We start from the raw sequence: 21,860 nt of genomic DNA on the forward strand, positions 1-21,860 counted from the left end.
CGGTGGGGGGTCCTTACTTCACGGCACCCACGGCGATACCGCGGGTGAGGGTTCGCTGGAAGACGAGGAAGAACACGATCGCGGGGAGCACGCCGAGCAGGGCGGCCGCGTTGGTCATCGTGGCGTCCATCAGCCGCTGGCCCTGGAGGACGCCGAGGGCCACGGAGACCGTCTGGTTGTCGTTGGAGATCAGCATGACCAGGGGGAGCAGGAATTCGTTCCAGGTCCAGATGAAGAAGAAGACCAGCAGGACGCCGAGGGTGGGGCGGCTGACGGGGACGACGATCCGCCACAGCACCTGCCACTTGTTGGCGCCGTCGATGCGGGCCGCTTCGAGGATCTCGCGCGGGAACTGGCCGAGCACCGAGGAGAGCAGATACGTGCCGAAGGCCGCCTGGATCACCGTGAACACGATGATCACGCTCAACCTCGTGTCGTACAGGCCGACTTCCTTGCTCAGGTAGTAGACGGGGTAGACCAGCGCCTCCTGCGGCAGCATGTTCGCCAGGACGAAGAAGGCGAGGACCCAGGTCCGGAACCTGATACGGCCGATGCCGATCGCGTAGGCGTTGAGGACGGACAGGATCACGGCGAGCACCGCCACCGAGCCGCTGATCAGTACTGAGTTGAACAGCTTCCGGCCGAAGTCGACGCGTTCCCAGAAGTCCTTGAGGCCCTGTGTGTAGAGGCCGTCGGGGAGGCTGAGGGGGCCGTTCTGGGCGTACTCCGTCGGGGACTTGAAGGCGTTGACCGTGACGATCAGGAACGGCACGACCATGAACAGGGCCGCGACGCACAGGGCGATCAGCACCGGGTAACGGCGCAGGGCGGTGGTCATGCGTCCGTCCTCTCCTGGAGCTTCAGACCGATCAGGGAGAGCGCGAGGATGATCACCGTGAGCACGGTGGAGATCGCGGCGCCGTAGCCGACCTGCGTCTTCTCGAAGAACGTGGTGAACGAGAAGTAGGAGGGCACGTTCGTGGCGCCGCCGGGCCCGCCCTTCGTCAGGACGTACACCGCCCCGAACACCTTGAGCGCGGCGATCGAGCACCAGGTCAGCACGACGTAGATCTCGGGGCGGATCTGCGGCAGCGTGATGTGCCAGAAGCGGCGCCACCAGCCGGCGCCGTCCAGTTCGGCCGCCTCGTACAGCTGGGGGTCGACGCGTTGCAGTCCCGCCATGAAGACGACCAGCGGGAAGCCCAGTTGGACCCAGACCATGACGCCCATGACGCTGTAGAGGGCGAGGTTGGGATCGCCCAGCCAGTCCTGCTGCCAGGAGCCCAGGCCGACCGCCTTGAGGAGGGCGTTGAGGGAGCCGTCGTCGGGGGCGAGGATCCAGCTCCAGACGATGCCGGCGACCGCGATCGGCAGCACCTGGGGGAGGTAGAAGCAGGCGCGCAGGACGGCGGCGATCCGGGGGCCGAAGTACTTGCCGACGTGGTCGAACAGGGCGGCGGCGAGGACCAGTCCCAGCGCCGTGGGGACCGCCGCCATCGCCACGACCATGAACAGGCTGTGCCGGAAGGACGCCCAGAAGTCGGAATCGTCCATCAGCTCGCGGTAGTTGGCGAGCCCCGACCACGTCGGCGAGCCCACGCCCTGCCAGTCGGTGAAGCTCACATAGGTGTTCATCGCGAACGGCAGCACGATAATCGCGAGGAAGGCGAGGGCGCCCGGCAGGAGGAACAGGGCGTAGGAGTCACGGGGGCGGCGCGAGGGTTTACCGATGGTGCCCTTGCCCACCGCCCGCGCCCCGCGTTCGACGGTCACCGTCATTGCTTCGGCGCGCCCTTGTCGTAGGCCTCCTGGAGATCGCTGAGATAGCCGTCCGGCTTGGCGCTGCCGGTGATCAGCTTCTGGGTCGCGGAGACGAGGACGTCGTAGAAGCCGGGGACCGGCCAGTCCGGGTAGAAGGCCAGACCGTCGTTCCTGGACAGGGTGTTGAAGTCGTCGATCAGGGTCTTGGACCGCGGGTCGGTGATGGCGGCGGCGTCCGCCGCGACCGGGACCCCGCCGGAGTTCCCGAGCAGGTTCTGGATCTTCTTCGACATGGTGATGTCGATGAAGTCGTAGGCGAGGTCCTTGTTCTTGGAACCCTGCGGTACGACCCAGAGGTTGCCGCCCGAGCCGAGGGTGAGCTTCGAGTCGGGCCACAGGAACGTGCCCCAGTCGAACTTGTTCTCCGCCGTGAAGCGGCCGTACCACCAGCTGCCGGAGAACAGGATCGGCGCCTTGCCCGAGGTGAAGGAGACACCGGCGGCCTCGTCGTTCTGGCCGCTGGAACTCTTGCTGAAGTAGCCCTTCTCGACCCAGTCGGCGAAGGTGTCGGCGCCGTAGGTCCAGGCGGCGTCGTGGAAGTCGGTCTTCCCCTTGTAGAGCTGGTAGGCGTCGACCCAGGCGCGGTCGGCCTTCGTCAGGGCCAGCTGGTAGAGGTACTGCTGGGCCGGGTAGGCCGCGCCGCCGTTGGCGAGCGGGGTGACCCCCTTGTCGACGAACTCGTCCATGGCGGCGGTGAGTTCGGCGAAGGTCTTCGGCTCGGCGACGCCGTACTTCTTGAAGAGGTCCTTGTTGTAGTAGACCAGCGTGTACTCGGCGTAGTTCGGGACGCCGAACCACTTGCCGGAGCCCATCACGCCGTTGGTGTCGTAGAGGCTGGTGGTGCGGACACTGGGGCTGAGCTTCTTGTCCCAGCCGCGCTTGGCCGCCTCCTGGGTGAGGTCGGTGAGCAGGCCCTGCTTGGAGAGCAGACCGGCCGTCGCGTTGCCCTTGTTGTACTCCATGATGTCGGGCGCGTCCGAGGAGTTGAGGACCATCGGGGCGGTCTTCTGGATCTGGTCGAAGCTCTTCTCCTCGAACTTCACCTTCACGCCGGGGTGCGTGGCCTCGAACTCCTTGATCGCCTCCTTCCACGCGATGCCCATCGCGCTGTCGGGGCCCTCGTAGTGCCAGAGCCTCAGCGTCTTCCCGTCGGAGGACCCGCTGTCCGAGCCTCCGCAGGACGTCAGCAGCAGCGATCCGCTCAGGATCACCGCGGTCGCCGTCGCACGCCTTCGTGCCGTCAACATCCCGTACCTCCGGGGGAGTCGGATGGTGCTTCGGGCCGGGCGCCGCGCAGGGGTCGTCGATTCGACTCGATTCGACGACCCTTGTCGAAGCGCTTCGACGAAGGAACGTATGTGCGGGTGTCGAAGGTCGTCAATGGGTTGAGCAGGATCAGGTGAAGCGATTCGACGATTCGGCGGGGCGGTGGGTGACGCGGTGAGTGACGAGGGCGATCATCAACGCCGCCGCGGCCGCCGTGACCGGGACGCCGTAGCCGGCCACCGGCGACACGTGCTCCACCGTCCAGCCGCCGGCCGCGCTTCCGCAGGCGATCCCGCCGAGCAGTCCGGTCACCGCGAGGGTCATGCCCTCGTTCAGGCGGCCGGGCGGGGTGTGCCGCTGGACCAGGGTCATCCCGGTGACCATCGTCGGAGCGGTCGCCATCCCCGCGACCAGCAGCGCGCAGGCGAGGACGAGCAGGGAGCCGGTGAGGGTCGCGGCCAGCAGGGGGAGCGTCAGCAGTGCGGTCATGGCGGCGATGCACCACACGTAACGGTCCTCGACGGACCCCTGCCGGTGTACGGCCCCGTAGACCAGCCCCGCCGCACACGACCCGGCCGCCTGGAGCCCGAGCACGACTCCGGCCGCGGCGCGATGCCCCTGTCCGTCGGCGAACCCGATCGTCACGACCTCCATGGACCCGAAGACGGCGCCCATGGCGAGGCAGATGGCGAGGAGCGGGCGGAGGGCGGGGGTTCGGAGGGGGGTTCGGGGGCTTGCCGGTCGACTGCGGGTGCGGGCCGGCTCGGGGGCGGGTCGCGCCCGCGCGGCGGAGCCGCATGTCGATACAGCCCCGCGCCCCTGGGGCGGCTCGGTCACCCGGCGCCGAAACGGCCTCTTGCCTTCGACGCTGTGCAAGGGCGCGGGGTGGGGGTCGGGGTGGGGCGGGGTCCACGGGGGTGGTTCCGTCGAGCGTTGGGCCGCGAACAGCAGGGCGCCCGTCACCAGCAGCGTCACCCCGGTCAGCGTGCCCGCCTCCGGGAAGAACGTGCCGCACAGGAAGGCCGCGAGCACCGGGCCCAGCATGAAGCACGCCTCGTCCGCGGCCTGCTCGAAGGAGTTCGCGACATGCAGCGCCTTCTCGTCGCCGTCGAGCAGGTACGCCCAGCGGGCCCGCGACATACCGCCCAGGTTGGGGGTCGTGGCGGTGGCGGCGTACGACACGAAGAGCGTCCAGGCCGGCGCCCCGAGGCGCACACAGAGCAGCAGCGCGAGCGAACCCAGCGCGGCGAGCAGCGTGGCCGGTACGGCGATCCTGGCCTGTCCGTATCGGTCGACGAGGCGTGCGATCCACGGGGCGACGACCGCGGTGGCGCCGAGGCCCGCCGCGGTGACGGCGCCGGCGAGGGCGTACGACCCCCGCGTCCCGGCGATCATGACGACCGCGCTGACGCTGAACATGCCCATGGGCAGCCGCGCGAGGAGATTCCCGATGGTGAACGCACGGGCGCCGGGGGTGGCGAGAAGGCGGCGGTAGGGGCCGGGGGTGCGGGAACTTCCTGGCCCTCGCGGCCCTCGGAGGCCTTGCCGACGTCGTGGTCCGAAGTCGGCGATCACGAGCGTGTCGGCGGTCATGGTGGGCAGCGGTCGGTGCGGTTGGTTCGGTCGCGGCGGCATGGCATCCACCGTCGCGCCGAGGCGATCAAGAGGTCCAACACCTTCTCCGCACCGATTCACGCACGCGCGTTGTAAGTTCACCGGATGCCCGCACACCCTCCCGTCCCCGGCCTCCGCCACCTCGACCCCCGCCTCCTGCGCGCCTTCCTCGCCGTCGCCGACGAACTGCACTTCACGCGCGCCGCGGCCCGGCTCTACGTCGCCCAGCAGGCGCTCAGCCGAGACGTACGGCGGCTGGAGCGGGAGCTCGGCGCGGAGCTGTTCGTGCGCACCACCCGGCAGGTCACGCTCACCGGCGACGGCGAGCGCCTGGTGCCGTACGCCCGCCGCGTGCTGGACGCCCAGGACGAACTGCTCGCCGCCTTCGCGCAGGCCCGCCCCCTGCTGGTGGACCTGAACTTCCCCGACCAGGCCACCGCCCGAAGTGTGCTGCTCAGAGCCCGTGAACTCGCTCCCGAGCTGGAGCTGATGGCCCGCTACGAGAGTGGGCTGACCGGTGCGGCGGGGGAGTTGCTGGCCGGTCGCCTGGACGCCTCCTTCGGCCGGTTCGCCGGCCTGGACCCGGCCCTGCGGGCGGGCCTGGACCACCAGCCCGTCCGCTACGAGCCCATGGCGGTCGTCCTGCCCGAGGACCACCGGCTGGCCTCCCTGGAGCGGATCCCGCTGGCCGCCCTGGAGGGCGAGACCGTGTACGCCGGGGCCGGAAATCCGCGTACTCCGGAATGGACCGATCTCGCTCGTCAACTGTTCGAAGGACGGGGCATCGCGATAGCGCCGCCGGTGCCGCTCGCGGTCGGCGAGGAGGAGTTCCAGCGGATCATGGCGAAGACCCGGAACCCGATCCTCGCCGTCGTGGATTTCCCCGCCATGCCCGCCACGGTGCTGCGTCCGCTGGTCGACCCGGTGCCGCTGTCGCCGCTGTCGTTGGTGTGGCGCAGGGGGTTGGTGCACCCGGCGTTCGATGTCCTCCGCCGGGCCGCGGTCGAATTGTCCGTCGAACGGGGCTGGCTCCAACGACCCGTCGATGGATGGATTCCAGCCACCGATCAGCACGATATGCACCCCTGCGATTGACACGCGGCAAACACATAACCTCCGCTTGCGCTACATTCGCGGCCGGAGCACTTTGTGATAAACGGGGCGCTCGGACCGGGTGGGGGCCCAGTTCGGCCGACGCTGCCAGGCGTACGCGCACCCGGAACGGTCCCGTGGGGGGATGTGCGTGCGCGTGAAAAAGTGGCGAGAAGACGCCCAACCGGAATGGCCCGAGGCTGCATCAGGAACTCAGGACATAGCTCTGGTGAAGGGGGCCGCCCAGGCCTTCCCGGAGAGCGGTGACGTCCGCTCGGCCGAGGAGACCGGAGCCGCGAGAAGCGACCTCTTCGACGGCGGTGACAAGGCCGGCGCCAAGGCCGACGCCAGGGCCGGCTTCGACTCCGGCCTCGACTCCGGCTTCGACGCCGGTGACAAGCCGGACTTCCCGGGAGCGCCGAGAGCCGCGGACCGTATCGAGGCCCTGTCCAAGCCGCCGGGCCCGCAGCCCGTCGTACGTCCGGAGCCGGTCGTACGCCCGGAGCCCGTCGTGGGACCGGAGCCGGTCTTACACCCGAAACCCTCCCGCACCACGCCGCCCGCGCAGCCGCAGGCCCCCGGTGCCAAGCCCGTCGTGCGGGATCCGTGGGACGAGTCCGGCAGCGGTGCCGGGCACGCCCATGACCCGCACGAGGTGACCGTCCAGCTCGACGCGGTCAGCGTGAACGGGGAGGGCCGGATCGAGGGCGGCGGGGCCGGGGGCGACAGTGGCTCCGAGGGTTCCGACGGGCCGGTCTTCGTCGACGAGTCGGGCCGCCGCAGCCGTCGCTTCCGCCGGATCGGCATGGCCGTGGGCCTCGCCTGCGCGGTCTACGCCGTCGTCATCGTCGTCACTTTGCTGTCCGGCAACTCCAACGCGCCCTGGCTGCCGGTGACCGGCCCGAAGGACGACGCCCCGGCCGGGAAGGTCGACACCAGCCCGGTCCCGGCCGAGTCGGCGGATCCGGCCCTGCCCGTGGGAGTGCTTCCCGGGACCACCCCGACGGTGAGCGGCGGGGCGACTCCGGTGCCCGGCGTCAGCGGCACCGCGCCGGGTGTGGTCGTGAGCCCGGCGAGGCCGGGGGCGTCCGCCGATCCGTCGGCACCGGCCACGCAGCCGGGCGTCAACCCGTCGGTCAGCGCCGACCCGTCGGCCCAGCCGACGCCGTCGGTCACCCCGCCGGCCAGCCCGACGGTCACCCCGCCCGCGACCACCAGCCCCGACCCGACGGTCGCCCCGACCCAGACCACGGGCGGCGACAGCGCCGGACCCGGCACGGTGGCCGACGGCCCGGCCGCGCCCTCGCCCATCGCGTCGGACACCCCGCCGGCCTCGGCGCCGTCCGCCGACTCGTCTCCCGCCGGGCCCTCCGACGCCCCGCTCTCCTCCCCGTCCCCGGAGAACATCCTCTGATGGCACCCCGCACCCGCCGTCCGGGGGCCGCACACGGCGCCCCCGTCGGCTCCCGGCGCCGCCGCCTGCCCATGCGCCTGCTGCTGCCCGTGCTCGTCCTCGTCGCCCTGATGGCGATGCTGATGCTGCGCGGGTACGTCCACAGCGAGATCCTCGCCGACCACCGCATCCAGCCCGAAGCGGCCTCCGACAAGGTGCCGGAGAAGATCATCGACGGCGGGCCGGTGATCGACACCCGCGGCGGCGGGGCGACCAGCCTGAAGATCCCGGACCACCGGATCGTGCTCACCTTCGACGACGGCCCGGACCCGACCTGGACCCCCAAGGTCCTGGACGTCCTCAAGAAGCACCACGCGCACGCCGTCTTCTTCGTCACCGGCACCATGAGCTCCCGCTACCCGGACCTGGTCAGGCGCATGGTCGACGAGGGGCACGAGGTCGGACTGCACACCTTCAACCACCCCGACCTGTCCTTCCAGTCGAAGAAGCGCATCGACTGGGAGCTGTCCCAGAACCAGCTCGCGCTCGCCGGCGCGGCCGGGATCCGCACCTCTCTCTTCCGCCCGCCGTACTCCTCCTTCGCCGACGCCATGGACGACCGGTCCTGGCCGGTCACCCAGTACATCGGCACCCGCGGCTACATCACCGTCGTCAACAACACCGACAGCGAGGACTGGCAGAAGCCCGGCGTCCGCAAGATCATCAGCAATGCCACGCCGAAGAAGGGCAAGGGCGCGATCGTCCTGATGCACGACTCCGGCGGCGACCGCCATCAGACCGTCCAGGCGCTGGACCGGTTCCTGCCGGACATGGCGGCCAGGGGCTACCGGTTCGACAACCTCACCGAGGCCCTCGACGCGCCCAGCGCGCACACCGCGGTCACCGGGCCCGAGCTGTGGAAGGGCAAGGCGTGGATCTTCCTGGTCCAGGCCTCCGAGCAGATCACCGACGTGCTGGTCGTCGGGCTCGCGATCATCGGCTCCCTGGTCATCGGCCGCTTCGTCCTCATGCTGCTGCTGTCGGGCATCCACGCGCGCCGGGTGCGCCGCAAGGACTTCCGCTGGGGAGAGCCGGTGGTGCAGCCGGTCTCGGTGCTGGTCCCGGCGTACAACGAGGCCAAGTGCATCGAGAACACCGTGCGTTCGCTGATGGCGAGCGAGCACCCGATCGAGGTGCTGGTCATCGACGACGGCTCCAGCGACGGCACCGCCCGGATCGTCGAGGCGATGGACCTGCCCAACGTCCGGGTGGTCCGCCAGCTCAACGCGGGCAAGCCGGCCGCCCTCAACCGCGGCCTGGCGAACGCCCGTCACGACATCATCGTGATGATGGACGGCGACACCGTCTTCGAACCGTCCACGGTCCGCGAGCTGGTGCAGCCCTTCGGCGACCCGCGCGTCGGCGCCGTCGCGGGCAACGCCAAGGTCGGCAACCGGGACTCGCTCATCGGCGCCTGGCAGCACATCGAGTACGTGATGGGCTTCAACCTGGACCGCCGGATGTACGACATCCTGCGGTGCATGCCGACCATCCCGGGCGCGGTGGGAGCCTTCCGCCGCTCCGCGCTGGAACGCGGCGGCGGCATGAGCGACGACACGCTCGCCGAGGACACCGACATCACCATGGCCATGCACCGGGACGGCTGGCGCGTGGTCTACGCCGAGAAGGCGCGCGCCTGGACCGAGGCACCGGAGTCGGTCCAGCAGCTCTGGTCGCAGCGCTACCGGTGGTCGTACGGCACCATGCAGGCCATCTGGAAGCACCGGCGGGCGCTGGTGGAGCGGGGCCCGTCGGGCCGTTTCGGCCGCGTGGGCCTGCCGCTGGTCTCGCTGTTCATGGTCGTGGCGCCCCTGCTGGCCCCCCTGATCGACGTGTTCCTCCTCTACGGCGTGGTGTTCGGCCCGACCCAGAAGACGGTCGTGGCCTGGCTGGGCGTGCTCGCGATCCAAGTGGTCTGCGCCGCCTACGCGTTCCGCCTCGACCGCGAACGCATGAGCCACCTGATCTCGCTGCCGTTGCAGCAGATCCTGTACCGCCAGCTCATGTACGTGGTGCTGCTCCAGTCCTGGATCACGGCCCTGACCGGCGGCCGCCTGCGCTGGCAGAAGCTGCGCCGCACGGGGGTCGTGGAGGCGCCGGGCGGACCGGTGCCGAGTCCGCGGAAGAGCAGTGAGAGCGACGAGCGGAGGCCGGTGGGATGACCCAGGACTACGCCGCCGGTCAGCGGGAGGCGGCCGCGCCTCCGAAGGCGCCCGGCCGGGACCGCTACCTCGACCTCCTCCGCTCCCTCGCCCTGGTCCGGGTGGTCCTGTACCACCTCTTCGGCTGGGCCTGGCTGACCGTGCTGTTCCCGTCGATGGGCGTGATGTTCGCGCTGGCGGGCTCGCTGATGGCACGGTCGCTGAACCGGCCGGCGCTGAGCGTGATCAGGGGCAGGCTCCGCCGGCTCCTGCCTCCCCTCTGGGCGTTCGGTGCGGTGGTGCTGCCGTTGATGTTCGCGGGCGGCTGGAAGCTGTCCGAGGACCCGGACCACAGCGGCACCTGGGGCCTGCTGGAGCTGGTGAACTACGTCATCCCGATCGGGGCGCCGCCGTACCCCTGGGAGATCGGCTTCCCGAAGGACCTGCTGGAGAGCACGTGGGCGGACCAGGCGGTGGGCCCGCTCTGGTACCTCCGCGCCTATCTGTGGTTCGTGCTCCTGTCGCCGCTGCTGCTGTGGGCGTTCCGCAGGGTGCCGTGGGCGACGCTGCTCGCTCCGCTGGGGTTGGCGGCGGTGGTGGGCACGGGCTGGGTGACCATCCCCGGCGAACTCGGCAACGCGGTCACCGACTTCGCGGTCTACGGCAGCTGCTGGGTCCTCGGTTTCGCCCACCACGAGGGAGTGCTGGCGAAGGTCCCGCGCTATCTCGCCGTGTCCGGCTCGGTGCTGGTGATGGCGTTCGGCCTGTGGTGGGCGTCCGGACACCAGGGCCCCGACGGCTGGGACCTGAACGACATCCCGCTCGCCCAGGCGGCCTGGTCCTTCGGTTTCGTGATGATCCTCCTCCAGTACTCCCCGTCCTGGCAGGAACTCCCGGGCCGCCTGGCCCGCTGGGACAAGCTGGTCACCCTCTCCAACAACCGTGCCGTCACGATCTACCTCTGGCACAACCTGCTGATCATGGCCACGGTCCCGATCATCGACCAGGCCTACAACCTCCCCTTCCTGCAGAGCGACCGCGCGGTGGCGGCACTGGACGCGACGGACATGCTGTGGATGTTCGTCCTGGTGTGGCCGCTGATCGGGGTGGCGATCGTGGCGTTCGGCTGGATCGAGGACCTGGCGGCGAAGCGACGGCCTCGCTTGTGGCCGAACGGTTCGCGGCGGGGCCGGGTCCGGCACGGCGCGAGAGCGGCGGAAGGATCCTGACGGCTCCGGGCTCCGGGCTCCGCGCCCCGTGCGGGAAGCGGAGCCCGGCCGGGTCATCCGATGGACTGCCGGAGTTGCCAGTACGTGTTCGGGTTGATGACCTGAGTACCCGAGCCCGACAGCACGGTCTTGCTCCCTGCATGGAATCTCACGGCACCGTTGGCCGCGACGGCCCAGATGTCGGGGATGCCGTCACCGTTGGCGTCAGGTGTACCCATCAGCAGCGGAACGTCGGCGGTGTACCAGCCGGAGGCACCGTACTCGGTGTCGGTCTTGCCCGAGGAGTTCGCGGCGGAGGCCAGGGAGTTGAGGTCGGTCCCTCCAGAGCTCGCGGCGATGCCCTTGCGGAGCAGAAGGCGCCCGGACGAGTCGGTCCGGTAGACCATGTCGGCGACACCGTCTCCGCTGACGTCCATGACGGTCACCAGGTCACGGTTCGTCCACCCACCGGACAACAGAACTGCCTGGTCGACCGTCGCACCGTGGTATCCGGTGAAGGCCCACAACGAATCGCCGGCCGTGGCGAAGAAGTCGGTGCGGCCGTCGCCCGTGATGTCCCCGGCGGCCACGATCTGGGTCAGTGTCGAAGGGCTCGGGGCGCTGGACGGCAGCAGGATCTCCTGCCGTCTGTCGATGTTCACCGCACCATAGCCGTCGCTCGGATAGACCCAGAGCTTGCCGCCCACCCGGACGACCAGGTCCTGGAGGCCGTCTCCGCCGTAGATGTCACCGTTATGGGTGATCAGGGCGCCCTTGAAGTGGCCCTTCGGGGCCCCGACGTAGGGCGGCAGATCGTCGTTGCCGTTGGGATCCTTGTCGGGGTTGGGCCAATAGGCGCCAGGCATCGAGTAGTTCAGGTCGCCCGAACCCTTGGTCGCGTCGGTCGTCGTCGCCTCGGAGGGGTACAGCGCCAGGTTGCCCTCGTCGGTGACGACCATCATGTCCGGGAACTGGTCACCGGTGAAGTCGCCGGGCTTGTCTGCCTGATCGCGCGGGGTGACGTAGAAGAAGTACTTGGTGGGCTCGGAGACGTTGCCGACAGCGTCGACGGTCCGGACGTAGAGCACGTTGGGTCCGGCGGCGGGGGGCTTGGCGTCGCTGATGGCGGCGTGGACGGTGGTAGCCGTGCCGTTGACGCGAGAAACGACCCCGCTGTAGCTGGGCGAGTTGTAGCCGTACTCGTATCGCACGACATCCTTGTCCAGGGCGCGCAGGTCGAAGGCGCCGGCAGTACCGAACTTCTTGTCGGACCACTTGCTGTCCTCACCACCGCTACCGAAGCCGTTCTGGCTGCCGTCCGCGTTGGGGAAGTCGGCGGACGTCACCACGGGTGGGCGCGGCGCGGCGGTGTCGAGGACGAAGCGGCAGGGCGTCTTCGGGTACCAGCCCGAGGTGCTGCCCGCGTCGTCGAAGATCTGCACTCGCCAGGAGTATGTGGCGCCGTTCTTGAGCTTGCTGGTGGCGAATCCGCTGGTGGTGCTCAACGCCGTGCCGAGGTCTCGGCCTAGCTGGATCCTGCCGGTCGACTTCAGCAGATCGCCGGTCTCATTCCACTTCCCCATCTCCCACAGGTCGAAGTCGAAGGCGTCGAGGTTCTTGTCCTTGTCCGTGGCCTTGGCGGTGAAGGTCAGATCGCCGGAACCCATGCGGACATAGGGCTTCGTGGTGGTGCACTTGCCGTCCGGGCCGAGGTCCAGGGAGTCGGTGACGATCGATGGTTTGCGGTTGTAGACGAGGTCGAGTACAGGTGGGTGCTCGTTGCCGTCGGCCACGAACTTCTTCCACGCGTACTGGGAGTCCTCGTCCCGTGCCCGCATCCCGAAGGTGATCGAGTCCGCCCCCTTGTCGGCTCGCTTCTGCGCGCCCTTTCTCACATCGAAGGATTCGTAGGCGTCGCGGCAGCCGGACTTGTAGCCGTGCGCGAAGCTCTTGGTGGCCAACTTGTTGCCGTCATGGAGCTCGGGAGCGTTGTCCCAGTTCGTGTGCGCGTTGATCTCGCTCGTCAGGTGCACGCTCATGGAGCGGGCCTGGCAGGACCAGGAATACGTCTCCAGCAGGTACAGCTTGGCTGTTGTGATCTTCGCGCCCTTGAGGTCCTTGCCAAAGGTCATGTTGAAGAACGACCGTGACGTACCCCAAGTGTCGGACTCGAAGCCGACCCGTGCCTCGTGCGTCCCGCCCTTGTTGAAACCCTTGCCGTTGTAGAACGTGGCCTTGGGGTGGCGATCGTAGGCGGTGGTCCAGTTTTGCATCTGCTTCTTCACCGAGGGGTCGATGAAGACCGGGTAGACCGTGGCTGGATCGTCGAGAAAGTCCTGATCCGGTGTGAGAGTCCACTGGCCCGGGGACAGACCGGCTTTCACCAGTTCACCGCGCGAGTCGGGAGAAGGGCCATCCAGGGCGGACAGGCTCAGCGACGCGCCGGAACCGGTCTGGGACGGCGCCGGGGTCGGCTCGGCCGGCGCAGACGGCAGGGGAGATTCCGAAACTGAGGGTACGGGACCGTCGCTTGCGGAGGGGAGAACCTCGACGTCGGTGTCCTTCTGCTCGTCGGACTCGACTTCCTCCTCTGTCGGGCTTGCCGTGTCCGAGGGCGTCTCGGTCGGTGAGTCGGTCGGATCCGGGGATTCAGCCTCGGTCGGCTGGGCCGTGGCACCCACCTGTCCGTCGGTGACGGCGGGGGATCCGCTGCTGTCCCACATCAACGGGGTGGGGGAGACGGCGACCTCATCGTTGGAGAGGTTCACCGCGCTGAGCATCCCTGACAGCGGGTCCAAGCGGAAGGAGAGATTGTTGGAGTGCAGGCCGTATGTCATCTGCTGAACGTGCGGATCGGACGCGGCCTGCCGGTTCTTCACCACGAGGGTCTGGCCGAATCCGTCGTCGTCCGCGGTCAGCACCAGGTCGCCGCCCGGGAAGATCTCCGGGTACAAGATGCGATTGCCGTCGACGATCGGCGTCGGTATGGGGCCCGGCCAGGTGAGCTGGATCGTGTGCTCCCCGTTGTTGCCGACGTGGAGCGTGGCCAACGGCGTCCCGGCGTCCGCGGCGGCGGATTTGATCAGAGAGGCGCGGTGCGTGGTTGAACGGGAAGAGCGCTCTTCGCCGCGCCCCTCCGACCCAGCGGAGAACACCATCCGCGTGTTGGTGGCTTTTGGCTCCCAACCCTGCGCAGTGCGCCGCAGGTTCGGGTCGATCCTCTTCCACTCGCCGTCCACCTTGGCCCGGATCGGGGAGGAGTACAGCTGCTTCGCCATCTGGCCATCGGGGCGGGCCCACGTGGTGGAGCGTGCGGTGCGGGCCGCGGTCACCTCGACGGACTTCCCCGTCCTCGCGGCCTGGGCGAGTGCGACGGATTCGCTGACCGCTGGAGCGCTTCGGCCACGGGCCCTGTCGTTGTGGGCATCGTCGGTCAGCCGGAAGCCGGCGTAGACGATGCCGGTCGTGGTGATGGCGGCGGCGAGCAGTGCCGCTCCGGCCCGACGGCCGGGCAGGCGACGCCTGTTGTGCGTCATCGGGCGGGTTCCCCTTCCCCCTCGTGTGGCCAGCCGATGATGACCTATGGGGAAACTGTCGTCACCCTGTGGCGATCTTGGGGACTGCCTCCGCCGTGAGGGCTCGGTGCTGCGACGAAAGCGCAGAGTGACTGAGATGCTTGATCGCAAATATCAACCAAACGGGGCAACTTGGCCGCTTCGGCGTGGCCTATGTCGCAAGAGGTCTGATTTTCCCCAATGGGCGATAAAGGGGAAGTCAATCCCACGTAAAGCGAAATCCTGCTTACAAGGGTATTCGCTGCGTAATATTGCGTTACGCACGGTGACGATCATCACATCGATCCGTCGCATCTGGCGCTTTTTCACAGAGTGATCACAGAATCTATGCTCTCTGATAAGTCGTCACGCGTGGTCCTTCACCGGTCCCGCTTCAAGTGGTCCGGGGGGACCTGGTCGTGTTCGATCGACTTTCGCATGCTCGCAAGCGCCGCATGGCACGCACCGCAGTTCCGGTCACGGCGGCGGCGCTGCTGATCGGACTGCTGCCCGTACAGGCCTTTGCGCTTCCCCCGGATCCGGCGAAGGCGGAGATCGGGCGGGAGACGCTCTCCCTGGAGACGCTTGAGAAGGAAGAGCCGATCCCAGGTGAAGACTTCAGCCTGGACCGCACGACGTTGCGCGCGAAGGTGCCCAAGGACCTGTTTGAAGTGCCTGCCGCCACTGTCACGGCCCCTGCCGGATCGGCGCAGGTCGATTTCAATTCGCCCACTATGTCGGCCTCGGCCCGAACCGCAGCACAAGCAGCGCAGCAAGTGGGCATGAAGCCTGCCGGTACTTTGCCGGTGAGCCTCGGTCAGGCAGTCGGTCAGTCTGCACCGACAGGCATATGGCAGGTCATGGTTCCGCCGCGCGATACTGCGTTGGGCCAGGGCGCCGATGGTGCCGTCATCGTCGTGCAAGCCCCCGCCAGCGGAGCGGTCCCGGTCTCCGTGAAGCTCGACTACACCAAGTTCGAGAACCTCTACGGTGCCGACTGGGCGTCCCGCCTCCGCTTCGTACAGTTCCCGGACTGCTATCTGGACACGCCGGACGACGAGGCATGCCAGGCCTACGAGGAACTGGAGACCGCGAACGACACGGCGTCGGCGTCGCTCACGGCCACGGTCGACCCCGCAGCCGACGGCACGGTGACACCTGCCTCGGCGAGGTCCGTGAAGCCCTCGCACTCCGGTGTCGTCCAAGCCGCTTATCGGAAGGCGACACCGATTGCCACTGCCGGCAGTGGCACGGCGGTGATCGGTGCTGTCGATTCCGGTGCAGGGGGCGGTGGCACCTTCAAAGCGACACCGCTTTCCTCGGACGGCAAGTGGACGGCTGGTGGATCATCGGGCGCGTTCAACTGGTCCTACCCCCTCACCGTGCCGGACCCCCCGGCTGGACCGACTCCCAAGATCTCCTTCGAGTACAGCTCGCAGACCGTGGACGGCCGCACGTCCGTGGCCTCGCCCCAGGCCTCCTGGATCGGCGAAGGCTGGTCGTACGACCCCGGCTACATCGAGCGCCGCTACCGCTCCTGCCAGGACGACCGCAAGACGCTCAAGGCCGGAACTCCCAACAACACGGCCAAGAAGGACAAGACGTCCGACCTGTGCTGGGTGTCGTACAACGCGGTGATGTCACTGGGCGGCAAGACCACGGAACTGGTCCGGGACGCGGCATCCGGCAGCAACCCCGACAAGGACACCGAGGTCTACCGCCCGCAACAGGACGACGGCACCCGGGTCGAACACCGGGTGGGCGGCACGAACGACGACAACAACGGCGAGTACTGGGTCGTCACCACCACCGACGGCACCCAGTACTACTACGGCCAGAACACGGTTGGCGGCGGCCACGCGACCACCAACTCCGTCTCCACCGTCCCGGTCTTCGGCAACCACGAGGGAGAGCCGTGCCACGCCACGGCCTTCGCCGACTCACGCTGTGGCGCCGGCAAGCAGCAGGCCTGGCGCTGGGGCCTGGACAAGGTCGTCGACGTCAACGGCAACACGATGATCGTCAACTGGAAGCAGGAGACCAACTACTACGCCGTCCGCGAGAAGTTCAAGTCTCCTGAGCAGTACGACCGTTACGCCTACCCGGCGTCCATCGAGTACGGCATGCGGCCTGAAGGCCTGACCAAGCCGTCGGCGACGGTGGAATTCGGCGTCAAGCAGCGCTGCCTCAAGTCGGCCTCGGTCTGCACCGAAACCAACTTCGCCAAGACCGACGACCCGGGCGCCTATCGTCCTTGGTGGGACACCCCCGGCAACCTCAACTGCAAGTCCACGTCAAAGATGTGCCAGGCGTTCCCGTCTTTCTGGACGCAGATGCGCCTGGACACTGTCACGACAAAGGCGGCTCGTGCGGGCCAGGCCGGCCCCGGCCCGGTCGATAAGTACACGCTTCGTCAGTCCTTCCCCGAGGGCTGGTACGACACAGCTCCCAGCCTGTGGCTCAACTCCATCACCCGCACCGGCTACGCCCCCGGAGACACGACTGGCACCGTGCAGTCCGACTACGGTGTGAGTTTCGCGCAGTACACGGTCGGTTCCTCCTCGCCCCTGCGGGGCCGGCTCCGGGACCGCCAACTGCCGAATCTGGTGCTGAAGAACAAGAGCGACCAGCGTCCCGGCTTCACTCGCCCGCGCATCGGGACCGTCTCCACCGAGAACGGTGGGGACATCCACGTCGAGTACACGGGCGGCTGCGCCACCGAGCCCACGGAGGACAAGGGAAGGAGCAACGGCACCTGCTTCCCGGTGCGCTGGTCCCCTGACGGTGACGAGAAAACCCCTGCGAAGGCCTGGTTCAACAAGTACGTCGTCGCATCGGTGACGGAGATGGACAAGGTCACCTCTCGGGGCAAGCCGGTCACCGCGAAGTACGAGTACTCCGGATCGGCCTGGGCCAAAACAGACGACGAGTTCACCCGCCCCGCTCTGCGCACCTACAGCGACTGGCGTGGCTACCGGCAGGTGACGGTCACCAAGGGCGAGACGGCCGTCTCCGAGGTCGGAGAGGCGCCGACTCAGTCCTTGTCAGTGACCCGCTATCTCCAGGGCGTCGGCGGCGCGGTGAAGGACTCCACCGGTGCCTACACGCTCGTCGCGGACGACGCACCGCAGTACGCAGGCATGACCGCGGAGACCATCACCTACCGCGACTCCAACGGCGAGGTTCTCAACCGCAGCCTCAACTTCCCGTGGTCGCAGCAGACAGCCTCCCGAGCCCGCGAGAACGAGGACGGCACCACCGCGGACCCGCTGCTCGCTCACCGCACCGGTGTCAAACGAACGGACGAGATCCAGACCCTGGACTCGGGATGGCGCGCTGTGCGCACGCTCACCACCGTCGATGACACCTACGGACTACCCGAGCAGATCGAAACGGCTGTCGTCGAGCCCAACGGCACCGCCGAGACCCTCTCCAACCAGACGTGCACCAAGACGTCGTACCTCCACAACACCACGGTGTGGCTGATCGGGCTGCCGAAGGAGCAGCGCAGCACCGGTACTTCGTGTGCCGCGCACGACACGGCGGACCCGGCCACCAAACTCAAGTCGGCCGTTCGGTTCAGCTACGACGATCTCTCCTACGGATCGGTGCCTCCCAGGGGCATGGTCACCTCGAAGGCCGAGATCGACGGTGCCGGCACGGCGTACTCGTCAGTGGTCACGACGACCTACGACCCGCTGGGCAGGGTCCGTACCGTCACGTCTCCCGGCAAGGGCACGACGGAGACCAAGTACACCCCCGGTGACGAGGGTGGTCCGGTCACCGAAGTGAGGTCCTACGACGCCAAGGACTACGAGACCATCACGACCTACGACCCGGGACGTGGTCTCCCTCTCACGGTGACGGACCCCAACGGCCGTGTCACCCGCACCGAATACGACGCTCTCGGCCGTTTGGTGAAGGGCTGGTCCCCGTCCCGTTCAGGCGCGGGACAGTCGCCGAACGTGCAGATCGCCTACCAGGCGGCCATCGCAACGAGCACGAAGAACAGCCCGGCGGCGGTGACCGTCAAGACTCTGAAGGACGACGGTTCCTACGCCGCGAACATCACTCTGTACGACGGTCTGGGGCGCGAGGTCCAGCAGCAGTCTGAGGCGCACGGCCCCGGCCGCATCATCGTGGACACCAAGTACGACGACCACGGCCTCGTGCAGGAGAAGACGGGGGGCTATCTGGCGAAGGGCGAACCCGAGGCGGTTCTGTTCGCCCCGAAGTCGAACTGGTTGTTCCCCTCCTGGACCGAATACCGCTACGACGGCCTGGAACGCGAAGTACGGTCACAGGTCTACCAGGGCGACCAGTACAAGTACGCGAACTACACGTCGTACGGCCGCTCCTCCACGTTCGTGGACCCGGCGGGCTCGACCCTGCCGAAGACCTGGACCGCGTACGACGCCCTCGGCCGCCCCACCATGCTGAAGCACTACACCCAGGGCAACTCCAACGAGGGTCGTCTGACCACCTACGACTACGACGCGAGGGGCAACCGCTCCAAGGTCACCGATCCGGCCGGCAACGAGTGGCTGTACACCTACGACGCCCGAGGCAGGGTGACGTCCGCGACTGACCCCGACACCGGCACCACGGACACCTGGTACGACTCGGCCGACCGTGCCAATCACGTGCGGAGCGACCTCGGCCTGCACACCTACACCGAGTACGACATCCTCGGACGCGTCCTGAAGGTGCGGCAGGGCTCCACGACCGCCACGCCGGTCAAGGAGTACACCTACGACGATGCGCCCGGCGGCATCGGCCAGCCGCTCTCTTCCAAGCGGCACACCGACACCGGTGACTACGTCAGCCGCGTCACCGGCTACGACGCCGAGTACAACGTCACCGGCAGTGAGACAGTCATCCCGGCCAACTCGATGACGACGGGACTGTCGGGCACGTACGCGTACACCTACACGTACACACCGACAGGTAAGCCGCTGTCCGTCACGCTGCCCGCGGCAGGCGGTCTGGCGCGGGAGAAGGTCGTCAGCCGTTACAACAGCGACGGTCTGCCTGAATCGACCTCGGGCCAGACCTGGTACACCTCCGACGCCACCTACTCGCCCTACGGAGAGGTACTGCGTGCCGTCTCCGGATCCCAGCCCTACCGCGTCTGGACGACGAACTTCGTCAACCCCTTCAACGGCAGCCTCCAACGCACGGTCACGGACCGCGAGACAGCCGGCCCGCATCGCATCGCGGACAACTACTACTCCTACGACTCCTCCGGGACGATCACCTCCAGCACGCGCCAACTCGGTGACCCGGCGGACAAGGTCTGGGACACCCAGTGCTTCACCTACGACGTGCTGGGTGAACTGGTGCATGCCTGGACGTCCAAGGTCGCGCCGGGCGGCGACGGAACGGGCTGCAAGGCTGCGAATGGCGCCACCTGGGGCCACCGCACCGACTACGCGGCGTCCTCGGGCCCCGTCACCGACGCCCCCGACGAGGCGACGGATGCCGCGGCTCCGGACTCGGCGCTGAAGTCGACGCTTGCTGCCGCAGCTCCGGACGCCACGACCGTCTCCACGGGAGCCACCGCCTACCGTCAGTCGTTCACCTTCGACTGGCTCGGCAACCGTGCCACCATGACCGAGCACGACACGGCGGACGCGACGAAGAACGTCACGCTCACCTACGGCTACGGCAAGACGGTCGATGCGACGCCGACCACTCCGGCGTACCGGACCCAGCCCCACACCATGACGACGGTCAGCTCGAACCCGTCGGGCCGGGGCAGCTCCTACATCTACGACACCACGGGCAACAACACCGTGCGGGCCCTGTCCGGCGGCACACAGAACCTCGTCTGGTCGCAGGAGAACAAGCTCGACTCGATCACCAGCGGCGGCACCAAGACGACGTACGTCTACGACGCCGCGGGCAACCGCCTGCTGGAGAACTCTGCTTCGGGCTCGACCCTGTACCTGGGCGAGACGGAGCTGACGACGAACGCGACCGGCACCATCACCAAGGCGTCGCGTTCCTACGCCCAGGCCGGCGCACCCACAGTCGTCCGCTCCACGACCAACGGCGCGACTACGGGCCACAAGCTCAGTGTCCTGATCTCCGACAACCTCGGCACGGCGAACACGTCGGTCGACCTGGCCAGTGGCCAGACGGTCACCCGCCGCGATTTCAAGCCCTACGGCGATGTGCGTGGAGCGAAGCCGTCGAGCTGGCCGAACAAACGGAGCTATCTGGGCGTCGGCGTGGACGACGCAGCCACCGGTTTGACGCACATCGGGGCGCGCGAATACGACCAGGCTTCAGGCCGCTTCCTCTCCGCGGACCCGATCATCGACCTGGCGGACCCGCTTCAGATGAACGGGTACGCGTACTCGAACAACAGCCCTGTCAGCTTCAGCGACCCCTCGGGCCTGTGCCGGCGAGACATCTGCGGAGACGGCTATCCGGTGGCCGGGGACGGGAAGCGTGCTGGGTATACCGGGCAGCGCAAGGGAGAGAAATCCTGCAGCTACTGCAATGGCTACAGCACCGTTATCACCACCAAGGCCTGGATCGGCACGACGACGCCGAATTCCAACGACGCACGCCTACTCGCGGCGCAGTACTACGGTGCCGGAAGCAACAAGCTGGCGCATACGTCAGGTAGTTATTGGTTCCCCCAGACAAACGTATTTGGCAGTCAGCAAACGGTTTGTTATGGGCGAATGGGCTGCAACAAGGCGTATGCCTATTCTCTTGACCACCCGGATGACATAGCCGGTGCGAAGGAAATCGCCGCCACCTATTGCCTTAATCACGGGCCTGAATGTGAGACGGATGCCCGTGTTTGGGAGCGCAGTCGAGAGATAGGGGAAGAATTCGTCGCGGCCTTGGGTCTGGGGCGAGGTGGCCTGCTCGGTCGGGGTGCCCGGGCTTCTGGAGGTTGTGTCCACTGCTTCCTGGCCGGAACGGACGTCCTCATGGCCGATGGCTCGACCAAGAACATTGAAGACGTCAAGGTTGGTGACGAAGTCAAGGCCACGGATCCCCGTACGGGAGAATCGGGCTCCAGAAAAGTCACCCACCTCATCATCACCGAGCACGACAAGCACTTCAGCGAGCTGTCCATCGCAACAGGCGACGGCATCGAGAAGCTGACGGCCACCTTCGAGCACCCGTTCTGGTCTCCGTCCGAAGGTGACTGGGTCGACGCGGGGGCCCTGAAGCCAGGCATGACTCTGCTCACCGACGAGGGTGACACCGTCATCGTCACCGGAAACCGCGCCTTCACCAAGTACGCACGTACTTACAACCTCACCGTCGACGACTTGCACACGTACTATGTGCTGGCGGGCGAGACTCCGGTACTTGTTCACAATTCTGGCGGATGCACGACGAACCTCCAGTCCGGGAATAGTGCCGCTGCTGCACGAGGGACGAGGGTCCATAATGGACCCGAATGGGGAGAGCATTTGGATTCCCTTGGTTATTCGCGCGGTCATCAAATCTCGCCGGGCAATATCCCGGACGGCTTTACTGCGGATGGATTCCCCGTGGAGCTCAAGCCGAATACTGCGAGTGGCATCAAGGCTGGTACTCGGCAGCTGCGACGCTACATGAATCAAATGGGCGTTGATTACGGTGAGCTGTGGACGTACCGTGACACGTCCGATGGGATAGTCTTCGACCTCATAAGGGTGCCCAACGGGTCTCGCAGATGGACAAAGTGGTGATGTTGAAT

General features: G+C 67.6%; 10 protein-coding genes. 5 read left to right on the forward strand and 5 right to left on the reverse strand.

What is annotated here, in order from left to right:
• Nucleotides 1-13 precede the first annotated feature (13 nt).
• The 4 genes from AQJ54_RS38335 to AQJ54_RS44260 form a co-directional block, all read right to left on the reverse strand.
• The gene (locus AQJ54_RS38335; protein ID WP_062031562.1) at nt 14-838 is read right to left on the reverse strand and encodes a carbohydrate ABC transporter permease; all 825 of its coding nucleotides are present in this window, start codon (nt 836-838) and stop codon (nt 14-16) included.
• Nucleotides 835-1,779 (reverse strand): carbohydrate ABC transporter permease, encoded by a 945-nt coding sequence (locus AQJ54_RS38340; RefSeq protein ID WP_062245667.1) that lies wholly within the window; start codon nt 1,777-1,779, stop codon nt 835-837. Before AQJ54_RS38340 ends, AQJ54_RS38335 begins: the two co-directional genes overlap by 4 nt.
• The gene (locus AQJ54_RS38345; protein WP_062031556.1) at nt 1,776-3,068 is read right to left on the reverse strand and encodes an ABC transporter substrate-binding protein; all 1,293 of its coding nucleotides are present in this window, start codon (nt 3,066-3,068) and stop codon (nt 1,776-1,778) included. The genes AQJ54_RS38340 and AQJ54_RS38345 overlap by 4 nt, the downstream gene beginning before the upstream one ends.
• A gap of 148 nt (nt 3,069-3,216) precedes the next feature.
• The gene (locus AQJ54_RS44260; RefSeq protein WP_346265477.1) at nt 3,217-4,680 is read right to left on the reverse strand and encodes an MFS transporter; all 1,464 of its coding nucleotides are present in this window, start codon (nt 4,678-4,680) and stop codon (nt 3,217-3,219) included.
• 126 nt (nt 4,681-4,806) lie between these two features.
• Between AQJ54_RS44260 and AQJ54_RS38355 the strand changes: the two genes are divergently transcribed.
• The 4 genes from AQJ54_RS38355 (at nt 4,807) to AQJ54_RS38370 (ending at nt 10,616) form a co-directional block, all read left to right on the forward strand.
• A complete protein-coding gene (locus AQJ54_RS38355) occupies nt 4,807-5,796 on the forward strand; it encodes a LysR family transcriptional regulator (protein ID WP_062245671.1) in 990 nt (329 codons plus the stop codon).
• Between the two features lie 226 nt (nt 5,797-6,022).
• Nucleotides 6,023-7,207 carry a hypothetical protein gene (locus AQJ54_RS38360; RefSeq protein WP_248845521.1) on the forward strand — a complete coding sequence of 395 codons (1,185 nt, stop codon included), beginning with the start codon at nt 6,023-6,025 and terminating at the stop codon, nt 7,205-7,207.
• Nucleotides 7,207-9,408: a bifunctional polysaccharide deacetylase/glycosyltransferase family 2 protein gene (locus AQJ54_RS38365; protein WP_062245675.1), complete on the forward strand. Its 2,202-nt coding sequence runs from the start codon at nt 7,207-7,209 to the stop codon at nt 9,406-9,408. The genes AQJ54_RS38360 and AQJ54_RS38365 overlap by 1 nt, the downstream gene beginning before the upstream one ends.
• Nucleotides 9,405-10,616: an acyltransferase family protein gene (locus AQJ54_RS38370; protein WP_062245677.1), complete on the forward strand. Its 1,212-nt coding sequence runs from the start codon at nt 9,405-9,407 to the stop codon at nt 10,614-10,616. Before AQJ54_RS38365 ends, AQJ54_RS38370 begins: the two co-directional genes overlap by 4 nt.
• A gap of 53 nt (nt 10,617-10,669) precedes the next feature.
• Here the strand turns inward: AQJ54_RS38370 and AQJ54_RS38375 are convergent, their stop codons facing one another.
• A complete protein-coding gene (locus AQJ54_RS38375) occupies nt 10,670-14,131 on the reverse strand; it encodes an FG-GAP repeat domain-containing protein (protein ID WP_062245678.1) in 3,462 nt (1,153 codons plus the stop codon).
• A 473-nt stretch (nt 14,132-14,604) separates the two neighbouring features.
• Between AQJ54_RS38375 and AQJ54_RS38380 the strand changes: the two genes are divergently transcribed.
• Complete coding sequence (locus tag AQJ54_RS38380; protein ID WP_169808266.1) at nt 14,605-21,852, forward strand: polymorphic toxin-type HINT domain-containing protein; 7,248 nt, start codon at nt 14,605-14,607, stop codon at nt 21,850-21,852.
• Nucleotides 21,853-21,860 lie beyond the last annotated feature (8 nt).

The organism is Streptomyces griseorubiginosus, from assembly GCF_001514195.1.
Classification (GTDB): Bacteria; Actinomycetota; Actinomycetes; order Streptomycetales; family Streptomycetaceae; genus Streptomyces; species Streptomyces griseorubiginosus.

Bases quoted from the DNA above. Each gene is read 5' to 3' on its own strand.
- AQJ54_RS38335 (WP_062031562.1), bottom strand. From the start codon at position 838: ATGACCACCGCCCTGCGCCGTTACCCGGTGCTGATCGCCCTGTGCGTC.
- AQJ54_RS38340 (WP_062245667.1), bottom strand. From the start codon at position 1,779: ATGACGGTGACCGTCGAACGCGGGGCGCGGGCGGTGGGCAAGGGCACC.
- AQJ54_RS38345 (WP_062031556.1), bottom strand. From the start codon at position 3,068: ATGTTGACGGCACGAAGGCGTGCGACGGCGACCGCGGTGATCCTGAGC.
- AQJ54_RS44260 (WP_346265477.1), bottom strand. From the start codon at position 4,680: ATGACCGCCGACACGCTCGTGATCGCCGACTTCGGACCACGACGTCGG.
- AQJ54_RS38355 (WP_062245671.1), top strand. From the start codon at position 4,807: ATGCCCGCACACCCTCCCGTCCCCGGCCTCCGCCACCTCGACCCCCGC.
- AQJ54_RS38365 (WP_062245675.1), top strand. From the start codon at position 7,207: ATGGCACCCCGCACCCGCCGTCCGGGGGCCGCACACGGCGCCCCCGTC.
- AQJ54_RS38370 (WP_062245677.1), top strand. From the start codon at position 9,405: ATGACCCAGGACTACGCCGCCGGTCAGCGGGAGGCGGCCGCGCCTCCG.
- AQJ54_RS38375 (WP_062245678.1), bottom strand. From the start codon at position 14,131: ATGACGCACAACAGGCGTCGCCTGCCCGGCCGTCGGGCCGGAGCGGCA.
- AQJ54_RS38380 (WP_169808266.1), top strand. From the start codon at position 14,605: ATGGCACGCACCGCAGTTCCGGTCACGGCGGCGGCGCTGCTGATCGGA.